The organism is Streptomyces filipinensis, assembly GCF_014649495.1.
In the GTDB taxonomy this organism is placed as follows: domain Bacteria; phylum Actinomycetota; class Actinomycetes; order Streptomycetales; family Streptomycetaceae; genus Streptomyces; species Streptomyces filipinensis.
This window is the reverse complement of record NZ_BMTD01000003.1, coordinates 236,774-262,184: the sequence shown is the minus strand read 5'-3', so window position 1 is coordinate 262,184 and position 25,411 is coordinate 236,774. Positions and strand designations below refer to the sequence as shown.

Annotated in this window: 19 protein-coding genes and 1 pseudogene; 10 read left to right on the top strand and 10 right to left on the bottom strand. The window is 72.3% G+C overall.

Going from position 1 to position 25,411, the window contains the following annotated elements; all coding sequences use genetic code 11:
* The 3 genes from IE244_RS09680 (at window position 1) to IE244_RS09670 (ending at window position 5,262) form a co-directional block, all read left to right on the top strand.
* Complete coding sequence (locus IE244_RS09680; RefSeq protein WP_191872508.1) at window positions 1–2,385, top strand: xanthine dehydrogenase family protein molybdopterin-binding subunit; 2,385 nt, start codon at window positions 1–3, stop codon at window positions 2,383–2,385.
* Window positions 2,386–2,597: 212 nt separating this feature from the next.
* Window positions 2,598–4,064 (top strand): NCS2 family permease, encoded by a 1,467-nt coding sequence (locus IE244_RS09675; protein WP_191872507.1) that lies wholly within the window; start codon window positions 2,598–2,600, stop codon window positions 4,062–4,064.
* Between the two features lie 46 nt (window positions 4,065–4,110).
* A complete protein-coding gene (locus IE244_RS09670) occupies window positions 4,111–5,262 on the top strand; it encodes an XdhC family protein (RefSeq protein WP_191872506.1) in 1,152 nt (383 codons plus the stop codon).
* 9 nt (window positions 5,263–5,271) lie between these two features.
* Here the strand turns inward: IE244_RS09670 and IE244_RS09665 are convergent, their stop codons facing one another.
* Together IE244_RS09665 and IE244_RS09660 are read right to left on the bottom strand one after the other, a co-directional pair.
* On the bottom strand, window positions 5,272–5,712 hold the full coding sequence (locus IE244_RS09665; RefSeq protein ID WP_191872505.1) for an SRPBCC family protein: 441 nt from the start codon (window positions 5,710–5,712) through the stop codon (window positions 5,272–5,274).
* A gap of 70 nt (window positions 5,713–5,782) precedes the next feature.
* On the bottom strand, window positions 5,783–6,550 hold the full coding sequence (locus tag IE244_RS09660; RefSeq protein WP_191872907.1) for a polysaccharide deacetylase family protein: 768 nt from the start codon (window positions 6,548–6,550) through the stop codon (window positions 5,783–5,785).
* Window positions 6,551–6,732: 182 nt separating this feature from the next.
* On the opposite strand from IE244_RS09660, the gene IE244_RS09655 reads away from it, so the two are divergent.
* A complete protein-coding gene (locus tag IE244_RS09655) occupies window positions 6,733–7,380 on the top strand; it encodes a phosphoribosyltransferase (RefSeq protein ID WP_191872504.1) in 648 nt (215 codons plus the stop codon).
* 168 nt (window positions 7,381–7,548) lie between these two features.
* On the opposite strand, the gene IE244_RS09650 is transcribed toward IE244_RS09655, so the two are convergent.
* Window positions 7,549–8,397 carry a patatin-like phospholipase family protein gene (locus tag IE244_RS09650; RefSeq protein ID WP_191872503.1) on the bottom strand — a complete coding sequence of 283 codons (849 nt, stop codon included), beginning with the start codon at window positions 8,395–8,397 and terminating at the stop codon, window positions 7,549–7,551.
* 10 nt (window positions 8,398–8,407) lie between these two features.
* Complete coding sequence (locus IE244_RS09645; protein ID WP_191872502.1) at window positions 8,408–9,550, bottom strand: magnesium and cobalt transport protein CorA; 1,143 nt, start codon at window positions 9,548–9,550, stop codon at window positions 8,408–8,410.
* Window positions 9,551–9,711: 161 nt separating this feature from the next.
* Here IE244_RS09645 and IE244_RS09640 point away from each other — a divergent pair, with 161 nt between their 5' ends.
* Both IE244_RS09640 and dmpI read left to right on the top strand, forming a co-directional pair.
* Window positions 9,712–10,578, top strand: a complete 867-nt coding sequence (locus tag IE244_RS09640) for a LysR family transcriptional regulator (protein WP_191872500.1) — start codon at window positions 9,712–9,714, stop codon at window positions 10,576–10,578.
* Window positions 10,579–10,670: 92 nt separating this feature from the next.
* Window positions 10,671–10,853 (top strand): 4-oxalocrotonate tautomerase DmpI, encoded by a 183-nt coding sequence (dmpI, locus tag IE244_RS09635; protein WP_031168505.1) that lies wholly within the window; start codon window positions 10,671–10,673, stop codon window positions 10,851–10,853.
* 112 nt (window positions 10,854–10,965) lie between these two features.
* Here the strand turns inward: dmpI and IE244_RS09630 are convergent, their stop codons facing one another.
* The 3 genes from IE244_RS09630 to IE244_RS09620 all read right to left on the bottom strand — a co-directional run bounded on the left by IE244_RS09630 (window position 10,966) and on the right by IE244_RS09620 (window position 15,789).
* A complete protein-coding gene (locus IE244_RS09630) occupies window positions 10,966–11,757 on the bottom strand; it encodes a S1 family peptidase (protein ID WP_191872498.1) in 792 nt (263 codons plus the stop codon).
* Between the two features lie 220 nt (window positions 11,758–11,977).
* Complete coding sequence (locus IE244_RS09625; RefSeq protein WP_191872496.1) at window positions 11,978–14,806, bottom strand: ATP-binding protein; 2,829 nt, start codon at window positions 14,804–14,806, stop codon at window positions 11,978–11,980.
* A gap of 152 nt (window positions 14,807–14,958) precedes the next feature.
* Window positions 14,959–15,789: a helix-turn-helix transcriptional regulator gene (locus IE244_RS09620; RefSeq protein WP_191872494.1), complete on the bottom strand. Its 831-nt coding sequence runs from the start codon at window positions 15,787–15,789 to the stop codon at window positions 14,959–14,961.
* Window positions 15,790–16,297: 508 nt separating this feature from the next.
* Here IE244_RS09620 and IE244_RS09615 point away from each other — a divergent pair.
* The 3 genes and pseudogenes from IE244_RS09615 (at window position 16,298) to IE244_RS09605 (ending at window position 19,881) form a co-directional block, all read left to right on the top strand.
* Complete coding sequence (locus IE244_RS09615; protein WP_191872492.1) at window positions 16,298–17,839, top strand: AMP-binding protein; 1,542 nt, start codon at window positions 16,298–16,300, stop codon at window positions 17,837–17,839.
* A gap of 48 nt (window positions 17,840–17,887) precedes the next feature.
* A pseudogene (locus IE244_RS09610) lies at window positions 17,888–18,163 on the top strand (FAD-dependent oxidoreductase); the annotation flags it as partial.
* 125 nt (window positions 18,164–18,288) lie between these two features.
* Window positions 18,289–19,881 carry an AMP-binding protein gene (locus IE244_RS09605; RefSeq protein ID WP_373305725.1) on the top strand — a complete coding sequence of 531 codons (1,593 nt, stop codon included), beginning with the start codon at window positions 18,289–18,291 and terminating at the stop codon, window positions 19,879–19,881.
* 151 nt (window positions 19,882–20,032) lie between these two features.
* Here the strand turns inward: IE244_RS09605 and IE244_RS09600 are convergent, their stop codons facing one another.
* Window positions 20,033–20,806 carry a hypothetical protein gene (locus IE244_RS09600; RefSeq protein ID WP_191872903.1) on the bottom strand — a complete coding sequence of 258 codons (774 nt, stop codon included), beginning with the start codon at window positions 20,804–20,806 and terminating at the stop codon, window positions 20,033–20,035.
* A 268-nt stretch (window positions 20,807–21,074) separates the two neighbouring features.
* Between IE244_RS09600 and gcl the strand changes: the two genes are divergently transcribed.
* A complete protein-coding gene (gcl, locus tag IE244_RS09595) occupies window positions 21,075–22,862 on the top strand; it encodes a glyoxylate carboligase (protein WP_191872487.1) in 1,788 nt (595 codons plus the stop codon).
* A gap of 250 nt (window positions 22,863–23,112) precedes the next feature.
* On the opposite strand, the gene IE244_RS09590 is transcribed toward gcl, so the two are convergent.
* Both IE244_RS09590 and IE244_RS09585 read right to left on the bottom strand, forming a co-directional pair.
* Entirely contained in the window at window positions 23,113–23,346 is a 234-nt protein-coding gene (locus tag IE244_RS09590; protein WP_031168486.1) for a hypothetical protein, read from the bottom strand.
* Between the two features lie 540 nt (window positions 23,347–23,886).
* Window positions 23,887–25,344, bottom strand: a complete 1,458-nt coding sequence (locus IE244_RS09585) for a catalase (RefSeq protein WP_191872485.1) — start codon at window positions 25,342–25,344, stop codon at window positions 23,887–23,889.
* Between the last annotated feature and the right edge of the window lie 67 nt (window positions 25,345–25,411).

The window sequence follows — 25,411 nt, the reverse complement described above, 5'->3', positions numbered from 1 at the left end:
ATGCCCACCAACGGCGCCCCTACGAAGATCACGCAGGGCTCCCAGACCAAGGGCGGCATCGGCGAGTCCACGCTGCGCCCGGACGGCACCCTCAAGGTCACCGGTGAGTTCGCGTACTCGTCCGACATGTGGCACGAGGACATGCTGTGGGGCCAGATCCTGCGCTCCACCGTCGCGCACGCCGAGATCGTCTCGATCGACATCTCCGAGGCCCTCGCCATGGCGGGCGTGTACGCCGTCCTGACCTACGACGACCTGCCCACCGAGGTGAAGAACTACGGCCTGGAGATCCAGGACACCCCGGTCCTCGCGCACGGCAAGGTACGCCACCACGGCGAGCCGGTCGCGCTCGTCGCCGCCGACCACCCGGAGACGGCCCGCCGCGCCGCCGCGAAGATCAAGGTCGACTACAGGGAACTCCCGGTCATCACCGACGAGGCCTCCGCGACCGCGCCGGACGCGATCCTCGTCCACGAGAACCGCGACGACCACCACGCCGGGCACGTCCCGCACCCCAACATCGTGCACCGCCAGCCGATCATCCGCGGCAACGTGGAGGAGGCCCGCAAGCGGGCCGACGTGATCGTCGAGGGCGAGTACACCTTCGGCATGCAGGACCAGGCCTTCCTCGGCCCCGAGTCCGGCCTCGCCGTGCCCGAGGAGGACGGCGGCGTGCACCTCTACGTCGCCACCCAGTGGCTGCACTCGGACCTCAAGCAGATCGCCCCGGTCCTCGGCCTGCCCGAGGAGAAGGTGCGCATGACGCTCTCCGGCGTCGGCGGCGCGTTCGGCGGCCGCGAGGACCTGTCGATGCAGATCCACGCCTGCCTGCTCGCGCTGCGCACCGGCAAGCCCGTCAAGATCGTCTACAACCGGTTCGAGTCCTTCTTCGGACACGTCCACCGGCACCCGGCCAAGCTCTACTACGAGCACGGCGCCACCAAGGACGGCAAGCTCACGCACATGAAGTGCAAGATCGTCCTGGACGGCGGCGCCTACGCCTCCGCCTCCCCGGCGGTCGTCGGCAACGCCTCCTCGCTGAGCGTCGGCCCGTACGTCGTCGACGACGTCGACATCGAGGCCATCGCCCTCTACAGCAACAACCCGCCCTGCGGCGCCATGCGCGGCTTCGGCGCGGTCCAGGCGTGCTTCGCCTACGAGGCGCAGATGGACAAGCTGGCGAAGAAGCTGGGCATGGACCCGGTGGAGTTCCGGCAGCTGAACGCGATGGAGCAGGGCACGATCATGCCGACCGGGCAGCCGGTCGACTCCCCGGCCCCGGTCGCCGAACTGCTGCGCCGCGTCAAGGCGATGCCGATGCCGCCGGAGCGCCAGTGGGAGTCCAGCGAGGGCGCCGACGTACGGCAGCTGCCCGGGGGTCTGTCCAACACCACGCACGGCGAGAACGTCGTACGCGGCGTCGGCATCGCCGTGGGCATCAAGAACGTCGGCTTCTCCGAGGGCTTCGACGACTACTCCACCGCCAAGGTGCGCATGGAGGTCATCGGCGGCGAGCCGGTCGTGACCGTGCACACCGCGATGGCGGAGGTCGGCCAGGGCGGTGTCACCGTCCACGCGCAGATCGCCCGCACGGAGCTGGGCGTCACCCAGGTGACCATCCACCCGGCGGACACCCAGGTCGGCTCCGCCGGCTCCACCTCGGCCTCCCGGCAGACGTACGTCACCGGCGGCGCCGTGAAGAACACCTGTGAGCTGGTCCGCGAGAAGGTCCTGGAGATCGGGCGCCGCAAGTTCGGCTCCTACCACCCGGCCTGGGCGACCGCCGAACTCCTGCTGGAGGGCGGCAAGGTCGTCACCGACGGCGGCGAGGTCCTCGGCGACCTGGCCGACGTCCTGGAGGGCGAGGTCGTGGAGATCGAGGAGGAGTGGCGGCACCGGCCGACCGAGGCCTTCGACCTGCGCACCGGTCAGGGCAACGGACACGTCCAGTACTCCTTCGCGGCGCACCGCGCGGTCGTCGAGGTCGACACCGAGCTCGGCCTGGTCAAGGTCATCGAGCTGGCCTGCGCCCAGGACGTCGGCAAGGCGCTCAACCCGCTCTCCGTCGTCGGCCAGATCCAGGGCGGTACGACCCAGGGCCTGGGCGTCGCGGTGATGGAGGAGATCATCGTCGACCCGAAGACCGCCAAGGTCAGGAACCCCTCCTTCACGGACTACCTGATCCCCACCATCCTCGACACGCCGACCATCCCGGTCGACGTGCTCGAACTCGCCGACGACCACGCCCCCTACGGGCTGCGCGGCATCGGCGAGGCCCCGACCCTGTCGTCCACCCCGGCCGTCCTCGCGGCGATCCGGAACGCGACCGGGCTGGAGCTCAACCGCACTCCGGTACGGCCCGAGCACCTCACGGGGACCGCGTAACAACCCCACAGCTCTCCGGGCGGCGCAGGGAACGTCACACACTCCGCCGCGCCGCCCGGAGGAACCCCCTTTGAGTTCCGCACCGCTCGCGGTCCTTGAAGTCCCAGGAAATTCGTTCGTCTCGGGCCGTCCCCCGGGTCGTCCATTCCCCAAATCCCGTGACCGTCAGGGCGGTTGCACGGGTGCCCCTGTGAACCTTGGGAGATGGCACCATGACCCAGCAGTCAGTGGAGCCCACGAACACCGCCGAAGACGCGGGCGCGGGTTCGCGTCCGCCGGCCGGCAGGTCGTGGCTCGACCGGTACTTCCACATATCCGAAAGAGGATCCACCGTCGCGACCGAGGTCCGCGGTGGCGTCACCACCTTCATGGCGATGGCGTACATCCTCCTGCTCAACCCGGTGATCCTCAGCGGCGCGGACAAGTCCGGCGACTCTCTGGGGCAGAAGGCGCTCATCACGGCCACCGCGCTGGGCGCCGCGGCCACCACCCTCCTCATGGGCTGGGCCGGCAAGGTGCCGCTCGCCATGGCCGCCGGACTCTCCGTGTCCGGGGTGCTGGCCGGTCTGGTCATGGGGACCAAGGACCTGACGTGGGCCCAGGGCCTGGGCATGTGCGTCGCGTACGGCGTCGTGATCATGCTCCTGGTGGTCACGGGTCTCCGCGAGATGATCATGAATGCGATCCCGTTGCCGCTCAAGCACGGCATCACGATCGGCATCGGCCTGTTCATCGCGTTCATCGGTCTGGTCAAGGCCGGGTTCGTGCACGCCGGAACGGCGACCCCGGTCACGCTGGGTGCCAACGGTGAGCTGGTCGGCTGGCCCGTCCTGCTCTTCGCCGTCACGCTGCTGCTCATCTTCGCCCTGCAGTCCAGGAACGTTCCGGGCGCGATCCTCATCGGCATCGTCACCGGCACCGTGCTCGCGCTGGTCGTCAACGCGGCCGGCCTCGTCGACGACAAGTCCTGGGCCAACGGCGAAGGCCCCGCACTGCACGGCAGCGCCGTGTCGATGCCGGACTTCTCGCTCATCGGCAAGGTGTCCTTCGGCGGCCTCGGCGACGTCGGCTACATGACGGTCACCTTCATCGTCTTCACGCTCGTGCTCGCCGGCTTCTTCGACGCCATGGCCACCATCATCGGCATCGGCACCGAGGCCAACCTCGCCGACTCCCAGGGGCGGATGCCCGGCCTGTCCAAGGCGCTGTTCATCGACGGTGCCGGCGGCGCCATCGGCGGTGTCGTGGGCGGCTCCGGCCAGACCGTGTTCGTCGAGTCCGCGACCGGCGTCGGAGAAGGTGCCCGGACCGGGCTGGCCTCGGTCGTCACCGGTGGTTTCTTCGCCCTCTGCCTCTTCTTCACGCCGATCACGGCGATCGTGCCGCGCGAGGTGGCCTCGGCCGCCCTCGTCACCATCGGCGCGATGATGATGATGAACGCCCGCCACGTGGACTGGGGAGACCGCTCCGTCGCGATACCGGTCTTCCTGACCGTCGTCACCATGCCGTTCACGTACTCGATCACCCCCGGTGTCGCCGCCGGTGTGATCTCCTACGTCGTCATCAAGATCGCCCAGGGCAAGTGGCGGGAGATCGGCCCCTTCATGTGGGGTCTGACGGTCCTCTTCCTCATCTACTTCTCACTCCATCCCCTCCGGGCGGCCCTGGGCGTGCACTGACGCCCGGACCCTCCGCGCATCCCTTGACCTGATCAGGAGGCCGAACATGCTGGACATCGCCGACGAGCTGAACCGGTGGGTCGAGCAGGGACGTGACTTCGCCGTCGCCACCGTGGTGGCCGTCGGCGGGAGCGCGCCCCGGCAACCGGGTGCCGCGCTCGCCGTCGACAGCGCGGGCACGGCCATCGGTTCGGTCTCCGGCGGATGCGTGGAAGGGGCCGTGTACGAGCTGTGCCGGCAGGCGCTGGAGGACGGCGAGACCGTCCTGGAGCGCTTCGGGTACAGCGACGAGGACGCCTTCGCCGTCGGCCTGACCTGTGGCGGCATCATCGACATCCTCGTCACACCGGTCCGGGCGGACGGTCCCGCCCGGCCGGTGGTCGCATCCGCGCTGGCCGCCGCCGCCCGTGGGGAGGCGGCGGCGGTCGCGCGGATCGTGGAGGGACCGGCTCAGCTGCGGGGCCGGGCCCTCCTCGTCCGCCCCGACGGTTCGTACGACGGCGGGTTCGGCGCCCATCCGGAACTGGACCGCACCGTCGCCGCCGAGGCCGGCGCGTTCCTGGACGCGGGCCGCACCGGCACGATGGAGATCGGCGAGCAGGGCTCACGCTGCGGCGCGCCGCTCACGGTCCTGGTCGAGTCCTCCGTCCCCGCCCCCCGCATGATCGTCTTCGGCGCCATCGACTTCGCCTCCGCACTGGTCCGCGTCGGCAAGTTCCTCGGCTACCGCGTCACGGTGTGCGACGCCCGCCCGGTGTTCGCCACGCGCACCCGCTTCCCCGAGGCCGACGAGATCGTCGTCGAGTGGCCCCACACGTACCTGGAGCGCACCGAGACCGACGGCCGTACGGTCCTGTGCGTCCTCACCCACGACGCCAAGTTCGACGTCCCCCTGCTGCGGCTGGCCCTGCGCCTGCCGGTGGCCTACGTCGGCGCGATGGGCTCCCGCCGCACCCACCTGGAGCGCAACGAACGGCTCCGCGAGGTCGGCGTCACCGAACTGGAGCTGGCCCGGCTGCGCTCCCCGATCGGGCTCGACCTCGGCGCCCGTACGCCGGAGGAGACGGCCCTGTCCATCGGCGCCGAGATCGTCGCCGACCGGCGCGGCGGCAGCGGCGTCTCGCTCACCGGGGCGCACACCCCCATCCACCACGACACGGCGTCCCGGCGGCCCGTGCGGATCGGGTCGGTGGCCTGAGGGCCCGGCTCACGCCCGCCTGAGGAGCCGGTTCGCCGCCCGGCCGAACATCACGCGCGCGGTGCGTTCCAGTACGCCGTCGAAGGCACGCGGCAGGAACCGCACCCGCAGCTCCTCCCGCCACACCACCCGGCTGCGGCCCCCGGGTCCCGCGAGGACCTCGATCTCCGCCCAGCCCCGCACGACCCGGCCGCGTTTCTCCAGGCGGCACAGGCCGCCCTCGCCGTCGGTGGGCGGCCGCCAGACCGTCACCTCCATGACGTCGTCGACGGCCAGCGGACCGAGGCCGGAACGGGCCACGAACCGCGTACCGACGCCGGTGGGCTCCGGTGTGAGCACCCGGACCCGGGTCAGCGGGACCGCGTCGGCGTGGCGGGGCCAGGTGGTGAGCCGGCGCCACGCCTCGTCGAGCGGAAGCGGGGCCGTGCGGGCGAAGGAGAAGGTCGGCACGGCACGATCGTAGGCAATGGCCGCCGGTCACCGGCGCGTTCGGCCCCGCCTCGGCCGGACGGCCGAGCGGTCAGGGCCGGTAGACCTTGCCCGGTTCCGCCTTGCCGGGCGCCAGCAGCTGAGGGACCGTCACGAAGACGTAGCCGCGCTTCTTCAGCGCGTCGATGATGCCGGGCACGGCGGGCACGGTGCCCGGGTAGATGTCGTGCAGCAGGATGATCCCGTCGCGGGAGGACTGGTCCAGGACGCGCTTGGTGATGAGCGCCGAGTCGTTGGTCGTGTAGTCCTTGGCGGTCACGCTCCACAGCACCTCCGCCAGGCCCAGCTCCTTGGCGATCTGGTGCACGTTGCTGTCCGTACGGCCCTGCGGCGGGCGCATCAGCGTGGGCTTGTGCCCGGTCAGCCGCTCGATCGCGTCGTCGGGCCGCTTCAGTTCCTCGCGTATCTGCGCGTCCGGTATCTCCGTGAGGATCTTGTGGTCCCAGGTGTGGCTCGCGACCTCGTGGCCCTCGGCGGCCATCCGCTTGACCAGCTGCGGGTACTTCTCGATGTGGTTCTTGCCGAGCAGGAAGAAGGTGGCCTGGACCTTCTTCTCCTTGAGGATGTCGAGCAGCCGCGCCGAGTTCTCGCTGGGTCCCGCGTCGAAGGTGAGCGCGATGCACTTGGCCTCGCGACAGTCCACGGTGCCGAACGTCGCCGGCGCCCCGTGTGCCGCCTCGGCCCGCACGGTGCTCGGTGCGGTGGTGTCGACCTGGGCGCAGCCGGACAGGGTGAGCGCCAGCCCGAGGGCGGCCGAGGCGAGCGCGGCCGGACGCAACCTCCGGGCGGTTTCGCGCATCTTCCTGTTCGCGGGCTTCGGCGTCGGGGTCTTGTGGGTCGCTTGAGGCATGCCGGGACTATACACGCAGTGTATAGATCTGGTGTGCGAATACCCCTCCCGGAAATCCGAGGAAGTGATCAGACCGGGAGGCCCGACCAGGAGCACCATGGAAGGAGAGGCTCCGCGGAGGAGGACGAGCCATGCGCTTCCGGGACCGTGCCGAAGCCGGGCGGGAACTCGCCGGACTGCTGAGTGACCTGCAGGACCAGGGCGCCCTCACCGACCCCCTCGTCCTCGCCCTGCCGCGCGGCGGCATCGCCGTCGCCGAGCCCGTCGCCCGCGCGCTCGGCGCCCCGCTCGACGTGCTCATCGTGCGCAAGATCGGTGCCCCGCACCACCAGGAGTTCGCCGTCGGCGCGCTCGTCGGGGACGACCCGCCCCTCTACAACGCCGGCACCCTGGACCGGCTCGGCCTGACCGAGGAATCCATGGCCCCGGTGGTGGAGCGTGAGCGGAAGGAACTGCGCCGCCGCGAGGAGCGCTACCGTGCCGGCCGTCCGGCGCCGGACCCGGCGGGCCGCACGGTGATCGTGATCGACGACGGCCTCGCCACCGGCGCCACCGCCCGCGCGGCCCTGCGCCACGTCCGGCGCCGGCGGCCCGCGCACCTCGTGCTGGCCGTCCCCGTCGGCGCCCCGGACTCCCTGGACCTGCTCTCCGCCGAGGCCGACACGATCCTGTGCCCGCACCGGCCGGCCGCCTTCTCCGCCGTCGGCCAGTGGTACGAGGACTTCGAGCAGCTCACGGACGCGGAGGTGCTGGCCGCGCTGCAGCTGCACCGGGCCTGACGCGGGAGTGGTCCCGCCCGCGGCGTGCCGTCGCCGGGAGCGGAGGCGTCCTGGCCGTGCTCAGTTCCCCGCGCCCCTTCAGGTGCGGCGCGCCGTCCCTTCGAAAGGGCCCCGCTGGGCAGCGCGCGGCGCGATCCGGACGTGCCCCGGACTCGGCGCCCGCGTCGGTCAGTTCGCGGTGCGGTCCCACGGGAGGGTCAGCGTCCTGCCCTGGGCCCGGCCCGCCCCGGCGGCCGGGGCGCGGGTGGCCGGGTCCAGCGGGTTGTCGCCGATCGCCGCGGCCGACGCCTCGTCGGGGGCGACGACCGCCACCTGCGCGCCCCCCTCGCGCAGTTCCCGCACCGACCGCTCCAGCGGCCGCTCGCTGGGGAACGGCTCGGCGGCGCCCAGCGGCACGATCACCAGCACCCGGTCCGCGCCGGCGGCCAGGTCGGCGTTGGCGATGGAGTGCACCCCGCCGTCGACGTACCGGCGTTCGCCGATCGTCACCGGCGGCCATACGCCCGGCACGGCACAGCTCGCCGCGACGGCGTCCACCAGGGGGACGCCCGAGGCGCGGTCGAACACGACCGGTTCGCCGGTCCCGGCGTCCACGGCGACGACCTTCAGCGGACGCTCGGGCCACTCGTGCCCCGGCAGCCGCGACTCGATCACGGCACGCCGCCTGGTCTCGGGCACGGTCCGCGCGCCGAGCGCCACCCGCCCCACCGCGCGCCGCAGTTCCGGCACACCGGCGGCGGAGCCGGTCGCTGCGCCGATCTCCGCCGCGAACGCCTCCAGATCCATCTCGGCCATGATCTCCGCGGCCTGCAACGCCGGGTCCACCTGCCGGGCGTACAGCGCCTCAAGGCCCAGCCCGCTGCCCAGTTGCGCGGCCACGGTCGACCCGGCGGACGTCCCCACGAGCAGATCGGCACCGCTGACGTCCTGCCCGGCATCGGCCAGTCCGGCGAGCAGCCCGGTCATCCAGGCGATCCCGCCCACACCGCCACCGCCCAGCACCAGCGCCTCGGTCATGTCGGCTCCTCTACAGCCAGTCCCGTTTCTTGAAGATCACGTACAGGGTCAGACAGACCACGCCCATCAGCCCGATGGCAAGGGGATATCCGAAACTCCAGCCCAGTTCGGGCATGTGCGTGAAGTTCATGCCGTAGATCGTGCCGACCAGGGTCGGGGCGAAGAGGATGGCCGCCCACGAGGAGATCTTCTTGACCTCCTCGTTCTGCTCGAAGCCCGCCTCGGCCAGCGCCCGCATCTCCGCGTTCTGCTGCTGCGAGACCAGGGTCGCGTTCACCGTGAGGATCTCGGTGAGGGCCTGGCGGAAGCCGTCGACGCGTTCGCTGATGTGCGTGACGTGATCGGCGACGTCCCGCAGGTAGCGCTGGAGTTCCTCGTCCGTCTCGTACTTGGCGAAGCCGGCCATCAGCCCGTGCAGCATGCCGACGAGCGGGCGGGTGGCGCGCTGGAACTCCACCATCTCGCGGGACAGTTCGTAGATACGGCGGGACACCTCGGGGTCGCCGCGGAACACCTCGGTCTCGATCTCGTCGATGTCGTTCTGGACACCGCAGACCACCGGGGCGTAGCCGTCCACGACCGCGTCGAGGATCGCGTACAGCACCGCCTCCGGGCCGAGTCCGAGCAGATCGGGGGAGTCCTCCATCCGGCGGCGGACCGCCGACAGGTCCGGGGCCGCGCCGTGCCGGACCGTGATGACGAAGTCCGGGCCGACGAACACGTGCAGCTCGCCGAAGTCGACCTCCTCCGGCGCGTCCAGGTAGCGGGCGGCGCGCAGGACGACGAACAGGGTGTCGCCGTACCGCTCCAGCTTGGGCCGCTGGTGCGCCTCCATCGCGTCCTCCACCGCGAGCTGGTGCAGCCCGAACTCGGCGGCCAGCGAGCGCAGATCGGCCCCGGTGGGCCGGGCCAGGCCGATCCAGGCCATGCCGCGGGGCCGCTCCCGCAGTTCGCGGTAGGTCTCGGCGAGCGTGGCGGGGGAGGAGACGCGGACGCCGTCGCGGTACAGCACCGCCTGGACGACGCTCGCCGGCTCGGCGCCGTCCGCCTCGGCGGGCTCGGGCGCCTGGGCCGGCGGCGGCGGGGCCGGGGCGGGGGTGCGGCGCCAGACGGACCTGCGCCCGCCGTTCCTGCCGTTGTCTCGCTCGGACATCGGACGCCTCTCCGTCGAGCCTGCGTACGCCTGATCACTCACCGGGGCCAGGGGCCGGAACAGCCCACAGGGACAGGAGAAGAAGGATATCCACGGGCGACCCGCCGGACCGCCGGGCGCCGGGGCGCGGGGCCGGTCCCGGCCCCTCTACAGTCGAGCCCATGGAACTCCGCCAGCTCAGCTATTTCGTCGCCGTCGCCGAAGAGCTGCACTTCGGCCGGGCCGCGGAGCGGCTGCACATCGTGCAGTCGGCCGTCAGCCAGCAGATACAGCGGCTGGAGCGGGAGCTGGGCGCCGAGCTGTTCGACCGCTCGCCGCGCCGGGTGCGGCTGACCGGGGCGGGGGAGCGGCTGCTGCCCGAGGCGCGGGCGGTGCTCGCGGCGGCCGAGCGGGCGCGGGCCGCCGTGGCGGCGCCCGCCGGGCTGCGCCTGGGCACCAGCACCGGGCTCGGCGCGCATCTGGACCGGGTGCTGGCCGCGTTCGCCGAGCGGGCGCCCGAGGTGCCGGTGGAGCTGTTCTCGCTGCCGGCCGGCGACCGGTTCGCGCGGGTCGCGGCGGGGCGGCTGGACGCCGCGTTCGTGCGCTCGGCCGAACCCCCGGCCGGGGTACGCGTGGTGCCGCTGTGGTCCGATCCGCTGGTCGCCGCCCTGCCGGCCACGCATCCCCTCGCGCGGCGGCCCGAGATCGACCTCGCGGACCTCGCCGGGCTGCCCCTGGCCCTCACCCCGCGCCGGAACAACCCCGCCCTGGTCGACCTGGTCGTCGCCGCCTGTCACGCGGCCGGGTTCGAGCCGGAGCCCGGACGGGCCGGCGGCACCCTGCACGACACCCTCGCCACCATCGGGGCCCGCCCCCTGTGGACGGTCGTCTACGCCTCCCACGCGCGCGTGCTGGCCACGCCCCGGGTGGCGTACATCCCCTTCCGGGCGCCCGGCCTGGCCCTGGCCACCGGTCTCGCCGTGCCCGCCGCCGCCCCCTCCCCACACCTGGAGAAACTGCTGCTGGCCTGCGGCGATCACGAGAGCTGATCGCTGCGGTCGCGGACTGGCCCTTGGTCACGCGGGCGCCTCGCGATGGACTGGACCCACCGAACAGGAACACCGGTCAAGGGAGTTCAGTCATGCCGATCGTCACCATCCAGCAGGGTCCCCGCGATGCCGAACTCAAGCGGGACCTGGTCAAGCGGGTCACCGACGCCTTCGTCGACGCGTACCGGATCCCGGCGGAGACCGTCCAGGTGTGGATCCACGAGGTCCCGGCGGACAGCTGGGGCGCGGCCGGGAAGCTCACGGCCGACAGGTAGCCACCGCGTTCCACGGGGGTGAACGTGGAGAGGGGGGCGTTGCGGGCCGCTCGTGGTGGCTCGCAACGCCCCCCTGGCATCTGCCCGAGGGGTGCTCGGGAGGTCTTCCGGGCTACGAGTTGACCTGCGCGGTCACCAGGTCCGAGAAGGTGGTCAGCCGGGTGTACACACCCGGGTGACCCGCCTCCGCGCACCCCTCGCCCCAAGAAGTGATCCCTGCCAGGACGCCCCCGATGAGCAGGGGACCGCCGCTGTCGCCCTGGCAGGTGTCTACGCCGCCGGAGCTGTATCCGGCGCAAACCATGTCGGACTGGACGTAGTCCGAACCGTAGGAGGAACGGCAGCTGGAGTCGGACACGACCGGGACGGTCGCGGTCCGCAGCTGGTTGGAGGAGCTGCCGTTCTCCGAGGTGGTGCCCCAGCCGAGGATCCGGGCCGTGGTGCCGGCCGCGTACACGCCCGTCTGGGAGGAGGAGACGTACGACGCCGGGGTGTACGGCATCGACGTCGCCAGGGTCAGGACCGCCACGTCGTCGCCGTTGGTGGCGTCCGTGTAGCCCGGGTCGACCCAGATCTTGCTGACCTTGCCGACCGTGCCGTCGGTGCCGTTCAGATAGGTCCGGCCGCCGACCACGCGAACGTTGCCGGCGGACTCGCCGGCCATGCAGTGCGCCGCCGTGACGACCTTGGTGGCGGCCACGAGCGTGCCGCCGCAGAACTGGTTGCCGGACGCGTCGGTGATCTGCATGACGAACGGGTACGCCGTCGTCGTGGTGGTCGTACCGCCGACGACGGGCTGCGGGGCGGCGCTCGCCGTGGGGGAGGCGAGCAGCGCGGTCGCCGCGGCGGCGGCGGTGGCCACCAGGGTCGCGGCGGTCTTTCTGGCACGTCTGAGCCCGAACATGAGTCTCCTCAGTGGGGTTGCACCGGTGGGGGGTCGCACGGGTGGTGAAGCACGGGGCGGGGGCGCCCCCTGCCTCGGGCGAGGCCGAGAGCTGGGGGAGGACCTACCCCGTGTGCCCGGGCGAGCGGCACGCCCCTTACGCTAGGACCCGGAACCCTCGGCTCCCAATGAGGGAACCCCCTAGGGGGTTGGGTGAGGGAAAACCCTCGGTCCGGCTCAGTTAACTAGGGCCGTGCTCGGCGCGCCCGCGAGCCGCCGCCAATCGGACGATGTCGACGCGCGAGCGGATCCCCAGCTTGCGGTAGACCCGGGTCAGGGTCGCCTCCACCGTCTTCACGCTGATGAACAGCCGGGCGGCGATCTCCCGGTTGGTGGCGCCCTCCATCACCAGCGCGGCCACCTGACGCTCCATCGCGGCCAGCACCGCCAGCGCGTCCAGGGCGCCCGGAGCGGCCAGCGCCGGTTCCGGCTCGGGGGCGGCGAGGGATTCGTCCACCTGGCGCAGCCAGGGCAGCGCCCGGCAGCGGCGGAACATCCGGGTGGCCGCATCGTACGCACCGGGGCGCCGGCCGCGCAGCCGGGCCAGCGCGAGCGCGGCCCGCGCCTCCTCCAGCCCGTAGCCGAGCTTGCCGAGTTTGTCCTGAGCGGACGTCAGCTGGGCCACGGACGCCTCCAGGTCGCCCCGGGCGGCCCGCACCAGGGCCTCGGAGCGGTCCAGGACGGCGAGGACGCTCTCCCGGCCGAGCCGGAGGGCGTGCTCGCGGACCGCGTCGATGACGTCCTGCGCCTCGGCCGGTTCACCGATCCGGACCAGGGCCTCGGCGAGATCCCCCTGCCAGCGGCCGCGCGCCGGGTCGGTGATGCCGAGCCCCAGCTCCAGGGCGCGTACCCGGCGCAGCGAGCGGACCGTGCCCGCCGGGTCCCCGGCCACCAACTGGGCGTACCCGAGCGCGCCCAGCGCCCGGGACAGGTACATCTGGTCGCCGTCCTCCTCGGCGTGCTCCACCGCCTCCCGGGCGAGGGCGAGGGCCCGGTCCACATCACCGCCGGAGGCCTCCGCGAGCGAGGTGAGCATCGCCGAGGCGGTCTCGCCGATCCCCGAGTCCCGGGCCAGCCGCAGGCTCTCGCGGGCGAGCTCCAGGGCACGCCCGCAGTGCCCGGCGCGCAGTTCGGTCTCGGCGAGCCCGCGCAGGAAGTGCACCTCGGACTCCACCGAACCGCGCCGGCGCACCTCGCGCAGCAGCGCGGTGACCGTTGCCCGGGCCTCGGCCAGCTGGTCGCCCATGACCAGCCAGCGGAACCGTGCGCTGCCCGCCCCGTTGTGGTGCCAGGCCACCCTCGGGTCCTGCGGCTCCCGCAGGGCGCGTTTGATGGTCCGGGGCGCCTCCGGGTGGCCCATCAGGGTCTCCGTCTGTGCCTGGAAGGCGAGGGAGAGCAGTTCGGTGCGCCGGTCCTTGCCGCGCGCGGCCAGCTCGGCGGCGTGCGCGGCGGCCTGACGGGCCTCGGTGAAGTCGCCCTCCACGATCAGCGCCCGCCAGGCCAGCTGGTAGTGCACCAGGGCCAGCAGCCGCGGATCGTCGCCGGCGTCCGCGAGGGCCTGCGGGAAGACGGCGTCGACCTCGGCCATGGTGTGGCCCGCGCTGTCGATGACGATGATCCAGGCCCGCACCCGGTCGGCGGGCACGGCCGCCCGGGCCAGCACCTCGCGGGCGATGTCCCGGGCCAGGTCGATCTCCCCCGCGGTGATCGCGTCCTCGGCGGCCTGCAGCCGGCGCTCCTCCTGGCTGGGCGCCCCGTCGGAGGGCGTGTGCCGGGCGGCGAGCAGCCCCAGGTGGGCGGCGACCGAGGGGGCGCCGCGGTCCCGGGCGAGGGCGGCGGCCTCGGCGAGCCGGGCGGCGACGTCCGGGTCGGTGCCGGTGGTGGCGAGGGCCAGGTGCCGGGCCCGTTCGATCGGGTCGGAGGCCGCCGTGGACAGGGCCGCGTGGGCGGCGCGCCGCTCGTGCGCGGGCGCCTCCGCGTACAGCGCGGCGGAGATCAGCGGGTGCGCGAACCGTACGGCCGGGGCGTCGGGCTCGGTGGCCAGCAGCCCGAGTTCGGCGGCCTGGGCGCACTCGGCCTCGGCGTTCTCCCGGCCGGCCGCGTGCAGCAGTGCCGGGGTGGGGCGGGCACCGGCGCTGGCCACCAGCAGGGTGCGGCGGGCCTCGACGGAGAGCATGTCCAGGCGGCTGAGCACCAGGGCACGCAGGCTGGTCGGCACCGGCAGCGGCTCGCCCGGCCGGGGCGGGGTGGGGCTGTCGGCGAGGGCGCGGCCGAGTTCCAGGGCGAACAGCGGGTTGCCGCCGCTGGTGCGGTGGATCTCGCGGACCGTGGAGCGGGGCAGGCCGCCGTGGCCGCGGTGGTCCAGCAGCTGGGCGATCTGGGCGCGGGAGAGCGGGCCGAGCCGGACCGCCAGGGTGCCCGGCGGGCAGGAGCGCAGGTGTGCGTCGTACTCCCGGCTCTCCTGGCCCTCGGTGCGCACCGCGCACAGCAGCTGCACCGGGGTGCCCTCCAGGCGCCGGGCGGCGAAGCCGAGCAGCTCGGCGCTGGCCGGGTCCAGCCACTGCAGGTCGTCGGCGACCACGAGGACCCCGCCCCGCGCGGCCAGCGCGCGCAGCGCGGACAGCACCGCGAGGCGCAGGGCGAGGCCGTCGCGCTGCAGGCTGGACTCGCCGCGGCCGGTGAGCGCCGACTCCAGGGCGGTGCGCTGGGCCAGGGGCAGCCGGGGGGAGACGTCGTCGAGGACCAGGCCGAGGAGGTCGGCGAGGGCGAGGAAGGGGAGGTGGGATTCGGACTCGGTGGCCGAGCAGCGCAACACGGTGCGCGCGGTGGCGCCGTATTCCTCGGCCAATGCCCGCAGGACGGTGGATTTCCCAATTCCGGCGGGGCCGTGGAGCAGCACACTGCCGCCCGAGGCGAGCTGGTCGCGGGCGCCGGCGAACAACTCCTCGCGGCCGATGACCAGGTCGGGGCGGCACCTGGCAGGCTCCTGGAAGTCCCGTCGCACGGTCACCGCTCCCCTCGTGTGTCGTGTCCGGGCCAAATTCTAGGCAACGATCCTTGAAATTCGGACGGAAGCCGTGGTGAGGGAAATAACAAACGGTCAAGCACAGGGAAATTCAAGGCGTCTGCGCTTGAATGGGCAGGTTTCCTTACCACCTCGTTTCACGGCAGCAGCCCCGCCCTGCGCGCCGCGGTCACCGCCTCCCCTCGGGTGTGGGCGCCCGGCTTCCGCATCGCCGCGCGCAGACAGCCCTCGGCCGTCTCCGGGCGCAGGCCCGGCCGCTCGGCCACGGCGGCGTTGGTCGCCCCCGCCGCCACCCAGGACAGCACGTCCGGTTCGCGCGGCGCCAGTGTCGTGCTCCCGGCCGGGCCCGGCGCGGTCAGCAGCCCGCACGCGGCCGGGGGTTCCCCCCGCAGCTCCGGATCGGCGATCCGGGGCGCGAGCGCGCGCGGCGCCGCGTGCGCCTCGCGCACCTGCCGCCAGGAGGCGCCCCACTCGGTGCCGGCCCGCTGCGGCCGGGCCGCCGCCGGCAGCCGCCGCGCCTCGTCCCGTACCACCAGCGCCTGCTCCACGTCCCGCGCCACGGCTGTCGCCGCGCCCAGCGCGCGGCCGCCGAGCGGCTGGGCCGAGCGCGGCGCGCCGTACAGCGCCCCGCGCACCCGGCGCCGTACCACCACCGGCACGGCGAGGACCGGGCGGATGCCCTCGGCGGCCCCCGGGATGTGGTGCTCGTGGCCGATCTGCCGGCAGCTGGAGCAGTCCGTCACCGCGCACGGCCGGGCGAGCGCCACCGCCTTGCCGCCGAGCCCGTTGCCGGAGGTCACCGCGAGCGAACGCAGCGCGGTCGTCGTGGTGCCGCTCAGCTCGCTGATCCGGATCCGTGGCCGGCCGGACTCGATCAGTCCGCCGAAGGCCACCGGCAGCCCCGTCGCCCGCCGCAGCCGGGCCGGCGCACCGCCGATCTCCACCGTGCCCGCCGCGACTGCCGTCACCTCTGCGCTCCTTCTGCCGTCCCCTGCCCCCGTTCGGGGGTGGTGAGACCTGCATCACGGATTAGACGATGCCAGAGAGCCGCCCGGCAATGGTCCGACACGGCGAGGAGGACACGATGACGACGGCGACGGAGTCGTTCCTGAGCCCGCGGGACTTCCTCCCGGAGCAACGCGAGGACCGCGCCGGCGCCTACGAGGACCTCGCCCGGCCCAGGCTCCGGCACTTCGACCGGGCGCCGGAGCGGTCCGGCGTGATCGCCCGATGGCCGGCTGTCCAGGCGACCCCGGCCGCACGGCGCAGGCCGTGGCGGGCGGCCACCGTCGCACCGAGGACGTCGCCTCCCGCGACGAGGACCGCTGTCCCACCCACGCCGGCCGCGCGGACGGCCCCTCAAGGCGTCCGGTTCCGGGGGCTTTCCATTTCATTGGCGGTGGGGTGCTTGAGCGCCCGTGGCGGTTGGTAGTCCCTGGTTGGTGTTCTTCGACGTCGTGGGCAGGGGAGAGAGCTATGCGGGTTCCGATGACCATCGCGGACTTCCTCGACCGGGCTGAACTGGGGTTCTCCTCCAGCCCGGGGGTGGTCGACGAGCCGGTCCAGCCGGCCGTGCCGGTGCCGGAGTCGACGTACGGGCGGTTCGGGGAGCGGGTGAGAGCCTGGCAGGCGGGTTTCGACGCGCTCGGCGTCGGCGAGGGCGAGCGGGTGGCGGTGATCAGCCACAACTCCGCGCGGCTGCTGGAGCTGCTGTTCGCGGTCCCGATGAGCGGCCGGATCTGTGTGCCGGTCAACTTCCGCCTCAAGCCCGACGAGGTCCAGTACCTGGTGGAGCAGAGCGGGTCCTCGGTCCTGCTCGTCGACCCGGAACTGGACGAGGCGCTGTCCGGCGTCAAGGGACGGCACCGTTTCGTTCTCGGCGAGCAGACGGAGAGCGAGCTGATGCGGTTCGGGACCGAGCCGCGCCCGTGGTCGAACCCGGACGAGGACGCGACCGCGACGATCAACTACACGTCCGGGACCACGGCCAGGCCCAAGGGCGTGCAGCTGACCCACCGCAACATCTGGGTCAACGGCCTGACCTTCGGACTGCACACCCGCGCCTGGGAGCGGGACGTCTACATGCACACGCTGCCGATGTTCCACTGCAACGGCTGGGGCATGCCGTACGTGATGGCCGGACTCGGCGCGAAGCAGGTGGTGCTGCGCAAGGTCGACGGCACGGAGATCCTGCGCCGGGTCGAGGAGCACGGCGTCACGCTGATGTGCGGCGCGCCCGCGGTGTGGAACGCGGTGCTGGACGCGGCCAGGGCCTGGAAGGGCGAGATCCCGGGCCGTGACCGGGTGCGGATCGTGTGCGCCGGGGCGCCGCCGCCGAGCAGGACGATCCAGCGGGTGGGCGAGGAACTGGGCTGGGAGTTCACCCAGATCTACGGTCTGACCGAGACGTCCCCGCTGCTGACCTTCAACCGTTCGCGTCCCGAGGACGAGGGGGCGCCGGCGGGGGAGCGGGCGCGGAAGCTGTCCCGTGCGGGGCTGCCCGCGCTGGGCGTCAAGTTGAAGGTCTCGGATTCGGGTGAGGTGCTGGCCCGCTCGAACGTCGTGCTGGACGGTTACTGGGAGAAGCCGGAGGAGACCGCGGAGGCGTTGGAGGGCGGCTGGTTCCACACCGGCGACGGCGGCACCATCGACGGGTCCGATGGTCATCTGACGATCTCGGACCGGAAGAAGGACGTGATCATCACGGGGGGTGAGAACGTGTCGTCGATCGAGGTGGAGGACACGATCTTCAGTCACCCGGCGGTCGCCGAGGTGGCCGTGATCGGGGTGCCGCACGAGAAGTGGGGGGAGACGATCAAGGCCATCGTCGTACTGGCCGAGGGGGCGACGGCGCAGGAGGCCGACATCATCGCCCACTGCAAGCAGCGGATGGCCGGATACAAGGCGCCCACCAGCGTCGAGTTCCGCGACTTCATCCCGCGTACGGCCACCGGCAAGATCCAGAAGTTCAGGCTGCGCGAGCCGTACTGGTCAGGCCTGAACCGGGACGTCAACTGACCGCCGGCCGGCTGTGATCGGATGGGCTGACGCCCTGTCGGCGCCGATCCCGCCACCGAATGGCTCGCCGGATCGGGCGTGGCCGTCCGGGACGGGGTGCTCTGCGACCCGTACCTGGCGGCCGGCACCCCGGGGGTGTGGGCCGCGGGCGACGTCGCACGCCGGCAGCACCCCGGGCACGGGCGCACGCTGCGGCTGGAGCACTGGACGAACGCCGCGGAGCAGGGCGCGCCGGCCGCACGCAACGCGGTCGGTCCGGGCCCGGCCCAGCCGTGCGCCACCCTCCGCGCCTGCACCGCGCCGACGCCGGTGGCCGTCGGCTGAGGGAGCGCCGGCCGGGCCCCGCCCCGGCCGAGCTCTTCGCCGCGCTCATGGGTAGGCGCCCCGGGGCCCTGCGGGGCATGCTGGACGCGATGGTCGGACCACAACTACCGCGCGGAGGACTCCCGGTGACCACTGAGCTGTCGTACACGCACGGGACGAGCCCGGCCGCCCTGCTCGGGGACACCATCGGCGCCAACCTCGACCGGGCCGTGGCCGCCTGGCCGGACCGCGACGCGCTGGTCGACGTGCCGTCCGGGCGGCGCTGGACGTACGCCGCGTTCGGCGCGGCGGTCGAGGAGCTGGCGCAGGCGCTGGTCGCGAGCGGCGTCGCCAAGGGCGACCGGGTGGGCATCTGGGCGGTCAACTGCCCGGAGTGGGTCCTGGTCCAGTACGCCACGGCCCGCATCGGCGCGATCATGGTGAACATCAACCCGGCCTACCGCACCCACGAGGTCGCGTACGTCCTCAAGCAGGCCGGGATCTCCCTGCTGTTCGCCTCCCTGAGCCACAAGAGCAGCGACTACCGGGCGATGGTCGAGCAGGTGCGCGGCTCGTGTCCGCGGCTGCGCGAGGTCGTGTACATCGGCGACCCGGGCTGGGAGGAACTGCTCGCGCGCGGCACCGGTGACGCCCCCTACGCGGAGCTGTCCTGCGACGACCCGATCAACATCCAGTACACCTCGGGCACGACGGGCTTCCCGAAGGGCGCCACCCTCTCCCACCACAACATCCTCAACAACGGCTATTTCGTGGGGGAGTCGATCGACTACACCGAGCAGGACCGGATCTGCATCCCGGTCCCCTTCTACCACTGCTTCGGCATGGTCATGGGCAACCTCGCCGCCACCTCGCACGGCGCCTGCATGGTCATCCCGGCCCCGTCCTTCGAGCCGAGGGCCACGCTGGAGGCGGTGCGGCAGGAGCGCTGTACGTCCCTGTACGGCGTGCCGACGATGTTCATCGCCGAGCTGAACCTCCCGGACTTCACCACGTACGACCTCTCCTCGCTGCGCACCGGCATCATGGCGGGCTCGCCGTGCCCGGTGGAGGTGATGAAGCGGGTCGTCGCCGAGATGCACATGGAGGAGGTCTCCATCTGCTACGGCATGACCGAGACCTCCCCGGTGTCGCTGCAGACCCGGACGGACGACGACCTGGAGCACCGCACCGGCACCGTCGGCCGCGTCCTGCCCCACCTGGAGGTCAAGATCGTCGATCCGGCCACCGGGGTCACCCGGCCCCGCGGCAGCGCGGGGGAGCTGTGCACCCGCGGCTACAGCGTGATGCTCGGCTACTGGAACGAGCCGGAGAAGACCGCCGAGGCCGTCGACGCGGGCCGCTGGATGCACACCGGGGACCTGGCGGTGATGCGCGAGGACGGCTACGTCGAGATCGTCGGACGGATCAAGGACATGATCATCCGGGGCGGCGAGAACATCTACCCGCGCGAGATCGAGGAGTTCCTCTACGCCCACCCGAAGATCAGGGACGTGCAGGTCGTCGGGGTGCCGCACGAGACGTACGGCGAGGAGGTGCTCGCCTGTGTCATCCCGCACGACGCGGCCGACCCGCTCAGCCTGGAGGAGCTGCGCGCCTTCTGCCAGGGCCGGCTCGCGCACTACAAGATCCCCAGCCGGCTGCAGATCCTCGACTCCTTCCCGATGACGGTGTCCGGAAAGGTGCGCAAGGTCGAACTGCGGGAGAAGTACCAGGTGTGAAACGGCCGCGAGCGAGCATCCGTCTGGTGCTCCACGGTGGATCCCGGACCGAGCGCGCTGTCGGCGGCACACTTGGCCGGGGTCCGTCGGAGACCGTCGGGTGCCCGCCGGCGGCCGCGCCCGTGAGGGGCGTCGAGGTGCGCGCCGGGCGTCAGCCCTGTCCGTCGGGTGAGCGGGTCTCCGGCTTCGGCGCGCCCAGGGAGTCCAGTGTGTCGGCCGGGTCGTTCAGCGGCTGCGGGACGCCCGCGAGGTCCAGGACGAACAGCGGGATGTCCAGCCGGTCCGCGCGGGTCCGGGCGTCCTCGGTGTAGCCGGCGAGGGAGAAGTACACACAGTCCGCGGACTCCGTCATCGCCGTCAGCCACAGGCACTCCACGTCGCGCGGCGCCGCCGGGCGCACGGTCGGGTCGACCTGAGCGAGGAGTCCGCGGGCGGCGAGCCCGATGCCGTTCGGAGGCCGCTGGTCGGCGCGGCGGATGTCCCGGTAGCCGAGCCAGCGCAAGTAGAGCGCGGCGACCGTGACGGCGTCGCGCGCGGTGCGGATGGCGCGCGGCTGGAAGGCGCCACGGCGGGCGGGGGACTTTGGCCCGGCCGGCGCGGACGGCGCCCCGGTGTCGGCGGGGGGCTGCGGCGCGGCGGACGGCGGGCGGGCCTTGGCCGGGGGCGTCCGGGTCACCGGGATGCGCAGGACCGTGCCGCACACGCAGCCCAGCTCCGGCTGCGGCCACTGGTTGCTGCGCCCGCAGCCGGCGCACGGCACGGCGATCCACTCGTCGTCCCAGGCCCGGTGCGCGGCCACGGCGGGCGCGGTGGACGGATCCAGCCGCGGGGCGGTGGGCGCGCCGCAGGCGCAGGGATACACGGGCGCGGTGTAGACGTGCTCGCGCCGGCAGGCCGGGCAACGCACCGGCACGCTCTCGGTCATGGCCCACCCCCAGGCGTCGCGTCGGAACAGCGTCGGGACAGCGGATCCCATCGTCCTCCTCCGCGGCCCCTCTTGTCCGGCGCTTGCCCTGTCCCGGCGTCCCTCGACGACCGAGGAGCTCTCTTGACGACAGAGGCGCACACTTCTACATTGATTCCAGATAGTAGAAGTTAAGTTCCGCAATGCGGAAGTTTTGAAAATCTGGAGACTGTGCTCACCGCGGGGCGCGACGGGAGTACGCATCCGACAGCCGAAGCAGGAGTACTCGATGGCTCGTATGACCGCTGCCCGCGCGGCAGTTGAGATCCTCAAGCGCGAGGGCGTCACCGACGCCTTCGGTGTGCCGGGCGCGGCGATCAACCCCTTCTACAAGGCGCTCAAGGAGGGTGGCGGCATCGGCCACACCCTCGCCCGCCATGTGGAGGGCGCGTCGCACATGGCCGAGGGGTACACCCGCACCAAGCCGGGCAACATCGGCGTCTGCATCGGCACCTCCGGCCCGGCCGGCACCGACATGATCACCGGCCTGTACTCGGCCATCGGTGACTCCATCCCGATCCTGTGCATCACGGGCCAGGCGCCCACCAGCGTGATCCACAAGGAGGACTTCCAGGCCGTCGACATCGCCTCGATCGCCAAGCCGGTCACCAAAATGGCGGTCACCGTCCTGGAGGCCGCGCAGGTCCCCGGCGTCTTCCAGCAGGCCTTCCACCTGATGCGCTCCGGCCGTCCCGGCCCGGTCCTGATCGACCTGCCGATCGACGTCCAGCTCACCGAGATCGAGTTCGACCCGGAGACGTACGAGCCGCTGCCGGTCTACAAGCCCGCCGCGACCCGCGCCCAGATCGAGAAGGCGATCTCCTTCCTGCTGGCCTCCGAGCGCCCGGTGATCGTCGCCGGCGGCGGCATCATCGGCGCCGACGCCGCCGACCTGCTGGTGGAGTTCGCCGAGCTGACCCAGACTCCGGTCATCCCGACCCTGATGGGCTGGGGCGCGCTGTCCGACGACCACGAGCTGAACGCCGGCATGGTCGGCGTCCAGACCTCGCACCGGTACGGCAACGCCAACTTCCTGGAGTCCGACTTCGTCCTCGGCATCGGCAACCGCTGGGCCAACCGCCACACCGGCTACAAGCTCGACGTCTACCGCGGTGAGCGCAAGTTCGTGCACGTCGACATCGAGCCCACCCAGATCGGCAAGATCTTCCCGCCGGACTACGGTGTCGTCTCCGACGCCAAGGCCGCGCTGGAGCTGTTCGTCGAGGTGGCCAAGGAGCTGAAGGCCGCGGGCAAGCTGCCCGACCGCGCCGACTGGGTCGCCTCCACCCAGGAGCGCAAGGCCACCCTGCTGCGCCGCACGCACTTCGACAACGTGCCGATGAAGCCGCAGCGCGTGTACGAGGAGATGAACAAGGCGTTCGGCCCGGACACCCGGTACGTCACCACCATCGGCCTCTCCCAGATCGCCGGCGCGCAGATGCTGCACGTCTACAAGCCGCGCCACTGGATCAACTGCGGCCAGGCCGGCCCGCTCGGCTGGACCATCCCGGCCGCGATCGGCGTCGCCACGGCCGACCCGGACTCCCCGGTCGTCGCCCTGTCCGGCGACTACGACTTCCAGTTCATGATCGAGGAGCTGGCGGTCGCCGCCCAGCACAAGGTCCCGTACGTCCACGTGCTGGTGAACAACGCCTACCTGGGCCTGATCCGCCAGGCGCAGCGGGGCCTGGACATCAACTTCCAGGTCAACCTGGAGTTCGAGAACATCAACACGCCGGAGATCGGTGTCTACGGCGTCGACCACGTCAAGGTCGCCGAGGGCCTGGGCTGCAAGGCGATCCGGGTCACCGAGCCGGACCAGCTGGGCGCCGCCTTCGAGCAGGCCAAGAAGCTGGCCGCCGAGTACCAGGTGCCGGTCGTCGTCGAGGCGATCCTGGAGCGGATCACCAACATCTCGATGAGCGGCACCATGGACATCAGCAACATCACCGAGTTCGAGGAGCTGGCCACCGAGCCGGGCCACGCACCGACCTCGATCAAGCCGCTGAAGGTCTGACACCGCTGAAGGTCCGACACCGCCGGACACACCAAGGGCGGCCCGTCCACTCGGACGGGCCGCCCTTTCGCGTCCCCCGTGGCGTCCCCCGTCGTCTCCCCCGTCGAGGGCCCGCCGCCCCCGTTCCGGCGGGCCCCCGGTGCACGTAACCTGCCCCGCCGCGGGGGCGGTTGAAGCCTCCTCCGCCGTCTTCAGAGCTTCATTTGAGGAAGGCGTAGCCCGTCTACGACCGCTGTCGTACGTCCAGCCGCTAGAGCTCGTGCTCGGACAGCCCCGGCCATTCGTCGGGCCCGCCGCCCTGCCACTCGATGAGGTCGCTCTCCTCGACCTCGATCCGGTCCAGATCGGCCAGCCGCAGGATCTCCACGACATCGTCCAGATGCGAGGCGATCCCCAGGATCACCTCCCCCTCGGTGACCCGCCGGGACCCGTCCAGGGCCGGGGAGTGGACCACGATGTGCGGGTAGTGCGTCGGATTGCCCATGGATTCAGCGTGCGACGAAAGGCGTCGGTACGCACGCCGGTGACGGTCGGTGCGGCGGTGCGGCGGTGCGGCGGTGCGGCGGTGCGGCGGTGCGGCGGTGCGGCGGTGCGGCGGTGCGGCCGGTGCGGAGGTGCGGCGGGCGCGGGGCGCTCGTCCGCGGGGAACCGCCCGACAACGCCGAACGCTCCCTCGCCGCCGGCGGTGAGCCGGCGTGGGGAGCGTTCTTCGGTGGTGACCGTCCGACGGCGCGAGGCTGGGCGCGACAGGTCGTTCGCGCCGCCGGACGGAGCGGGTGGCCCCCGGAGGGGGCTGGGTGGGACCGCGGCGGATGCGACGGAGCCGGGACCCTTCCCTCTGGTCGAGAAGGGGACTCGGTCCTTGACCACCGCACTGGCTCGCACGCCGCCACGGTCCTCGCCCTGCCCGCGCCCATCGCCGGACGACCACCCCTCATCCGGGCCGTCCGGCGTGCCGCGCGGGCCGCGTGCGGAGATCCCGACCTCCCGTCGGATTCCGTACGCTGCTTGTGGGTTACCGGGCTCAGTCCTCCCGCAGGGCGCGGACCGCCTCCTCCACGCGCTTGCCGTACTCCGGGTCGGCGGCGTGGAAGTGGGCCAGGTTCTTCTCGATCACGTCGTCGCGGGTGACCTGCGACAGGCCGCCGGCGATGTTCGCGACCAGGCGCGCCCTCTCCTCGGCCGACATCAGGCGGTACAGCTCGCCCGCCTGGAAGAAGTCGTCGTCCTTGGTGTGCAGGGGCGCCTCGTGGGTGCCGGTGTGGCCCGTCACCGCGAGCGGGGCCGACAGCGGGCGGCCGGTCTCCACCGGACCGTCGTAGGAGTTCGGCTCGTAGTTCTTGGCCTGGCGGCCCTGGGCGTTGGACGCCATGAAGCCGTCCCGGCCGTAGTTCTGCGCGGTCGTCGCCTTCGGGGCGTTGACCGCCAGCTGGGTGTGGTTCACGCCCAGGCGGTAGCGGTGCGCGTCCGCGTAGGCGAACAGCCGGCCCTGGAGCATCTTGTCGGGGGAGGGACCGATGCCCGGAACGAAGTTGTTCGGGGAGAACGCGGCCTGCTCGACCTCGGCGAAGACGTTGTCCGGGTTGCGGTCCAGCACCAGGCGGCCCACGCGCTGCAGCGGGTAGTCCTTGTGCGGCCACACCTTGGTCAGGTCGAACGGGTTGAAGCGGTAGTCCGCCGCCTCGGCCGCCGGCATGATCTGGACGTACAGGGTCCAGGACGGGTGCACCCCGCGCTCGATCGCCTGGAGCAGGTCGGTCTGGTGCGAGTTCGGGTCCTTGCCCGCGAGCTCGGCGGCCTGGTCGGCGGAGAGGCTGCGGATGCCCTGGTTGGTCTTGAAGTGGTACTTGACGAAGAAGGCCTCGCCCTCCGCGTTGGTCCACTGGTAGGTGTGCGAGCCGTAGCCGTTCATGTGCCGGTACGACGCCGGGATGCCGCGGTCGCCCATCAGCCAGGTCACCTGGTGCGTGGCCTCGGGGGCGTGCGCCCAGAAGTCCCAGACGTTGTCCGCCTCCTGGCGGCCCGTGAAGGGGTCGCGCTTCTGCGAGTGGATGAAGTCGGGGAACTTGATCGGGTCCTTGATGAAGAACACCGGGGTGTTGTTGCCGACGAGGTCGTAGTTGCCCTCCTCGGTGTAGAACTTCACCGCGAAACCGCGCGGGTCGCGGACGGCGTCGGCGCCGCCGAGGGAGTCGGCGACCGTGGAGAAGCGCAGGAACACCTCGGTGCGCTTGCCGATCGTGTTCAGGAAGTCGGCGTGGGTGAAGCCGGTGACGTCGTCCGTCACCTCGAAGTGGCCGTACGCGCCGGACCCACGGGCGTGCACCACACGCTCCGGGATCCGCTCACGGTTGAAGCGCGCGAGCTTCTCCAGGAGATGCTGGTCCTGGAGCAGCAGCGGGCCGCCGACGCCGGCGGAGGCGGAATTCTGGTTGTCGGCGACCGGGGCGCCGGACTCTGTCGTGAGCACGCGCTTCGACATCGTGGACCTTCCGTGCGGGTGTCAGCGGAAACCTGTTTCCGCTTTGTGGAGCCTAAAAGTGGGTGGA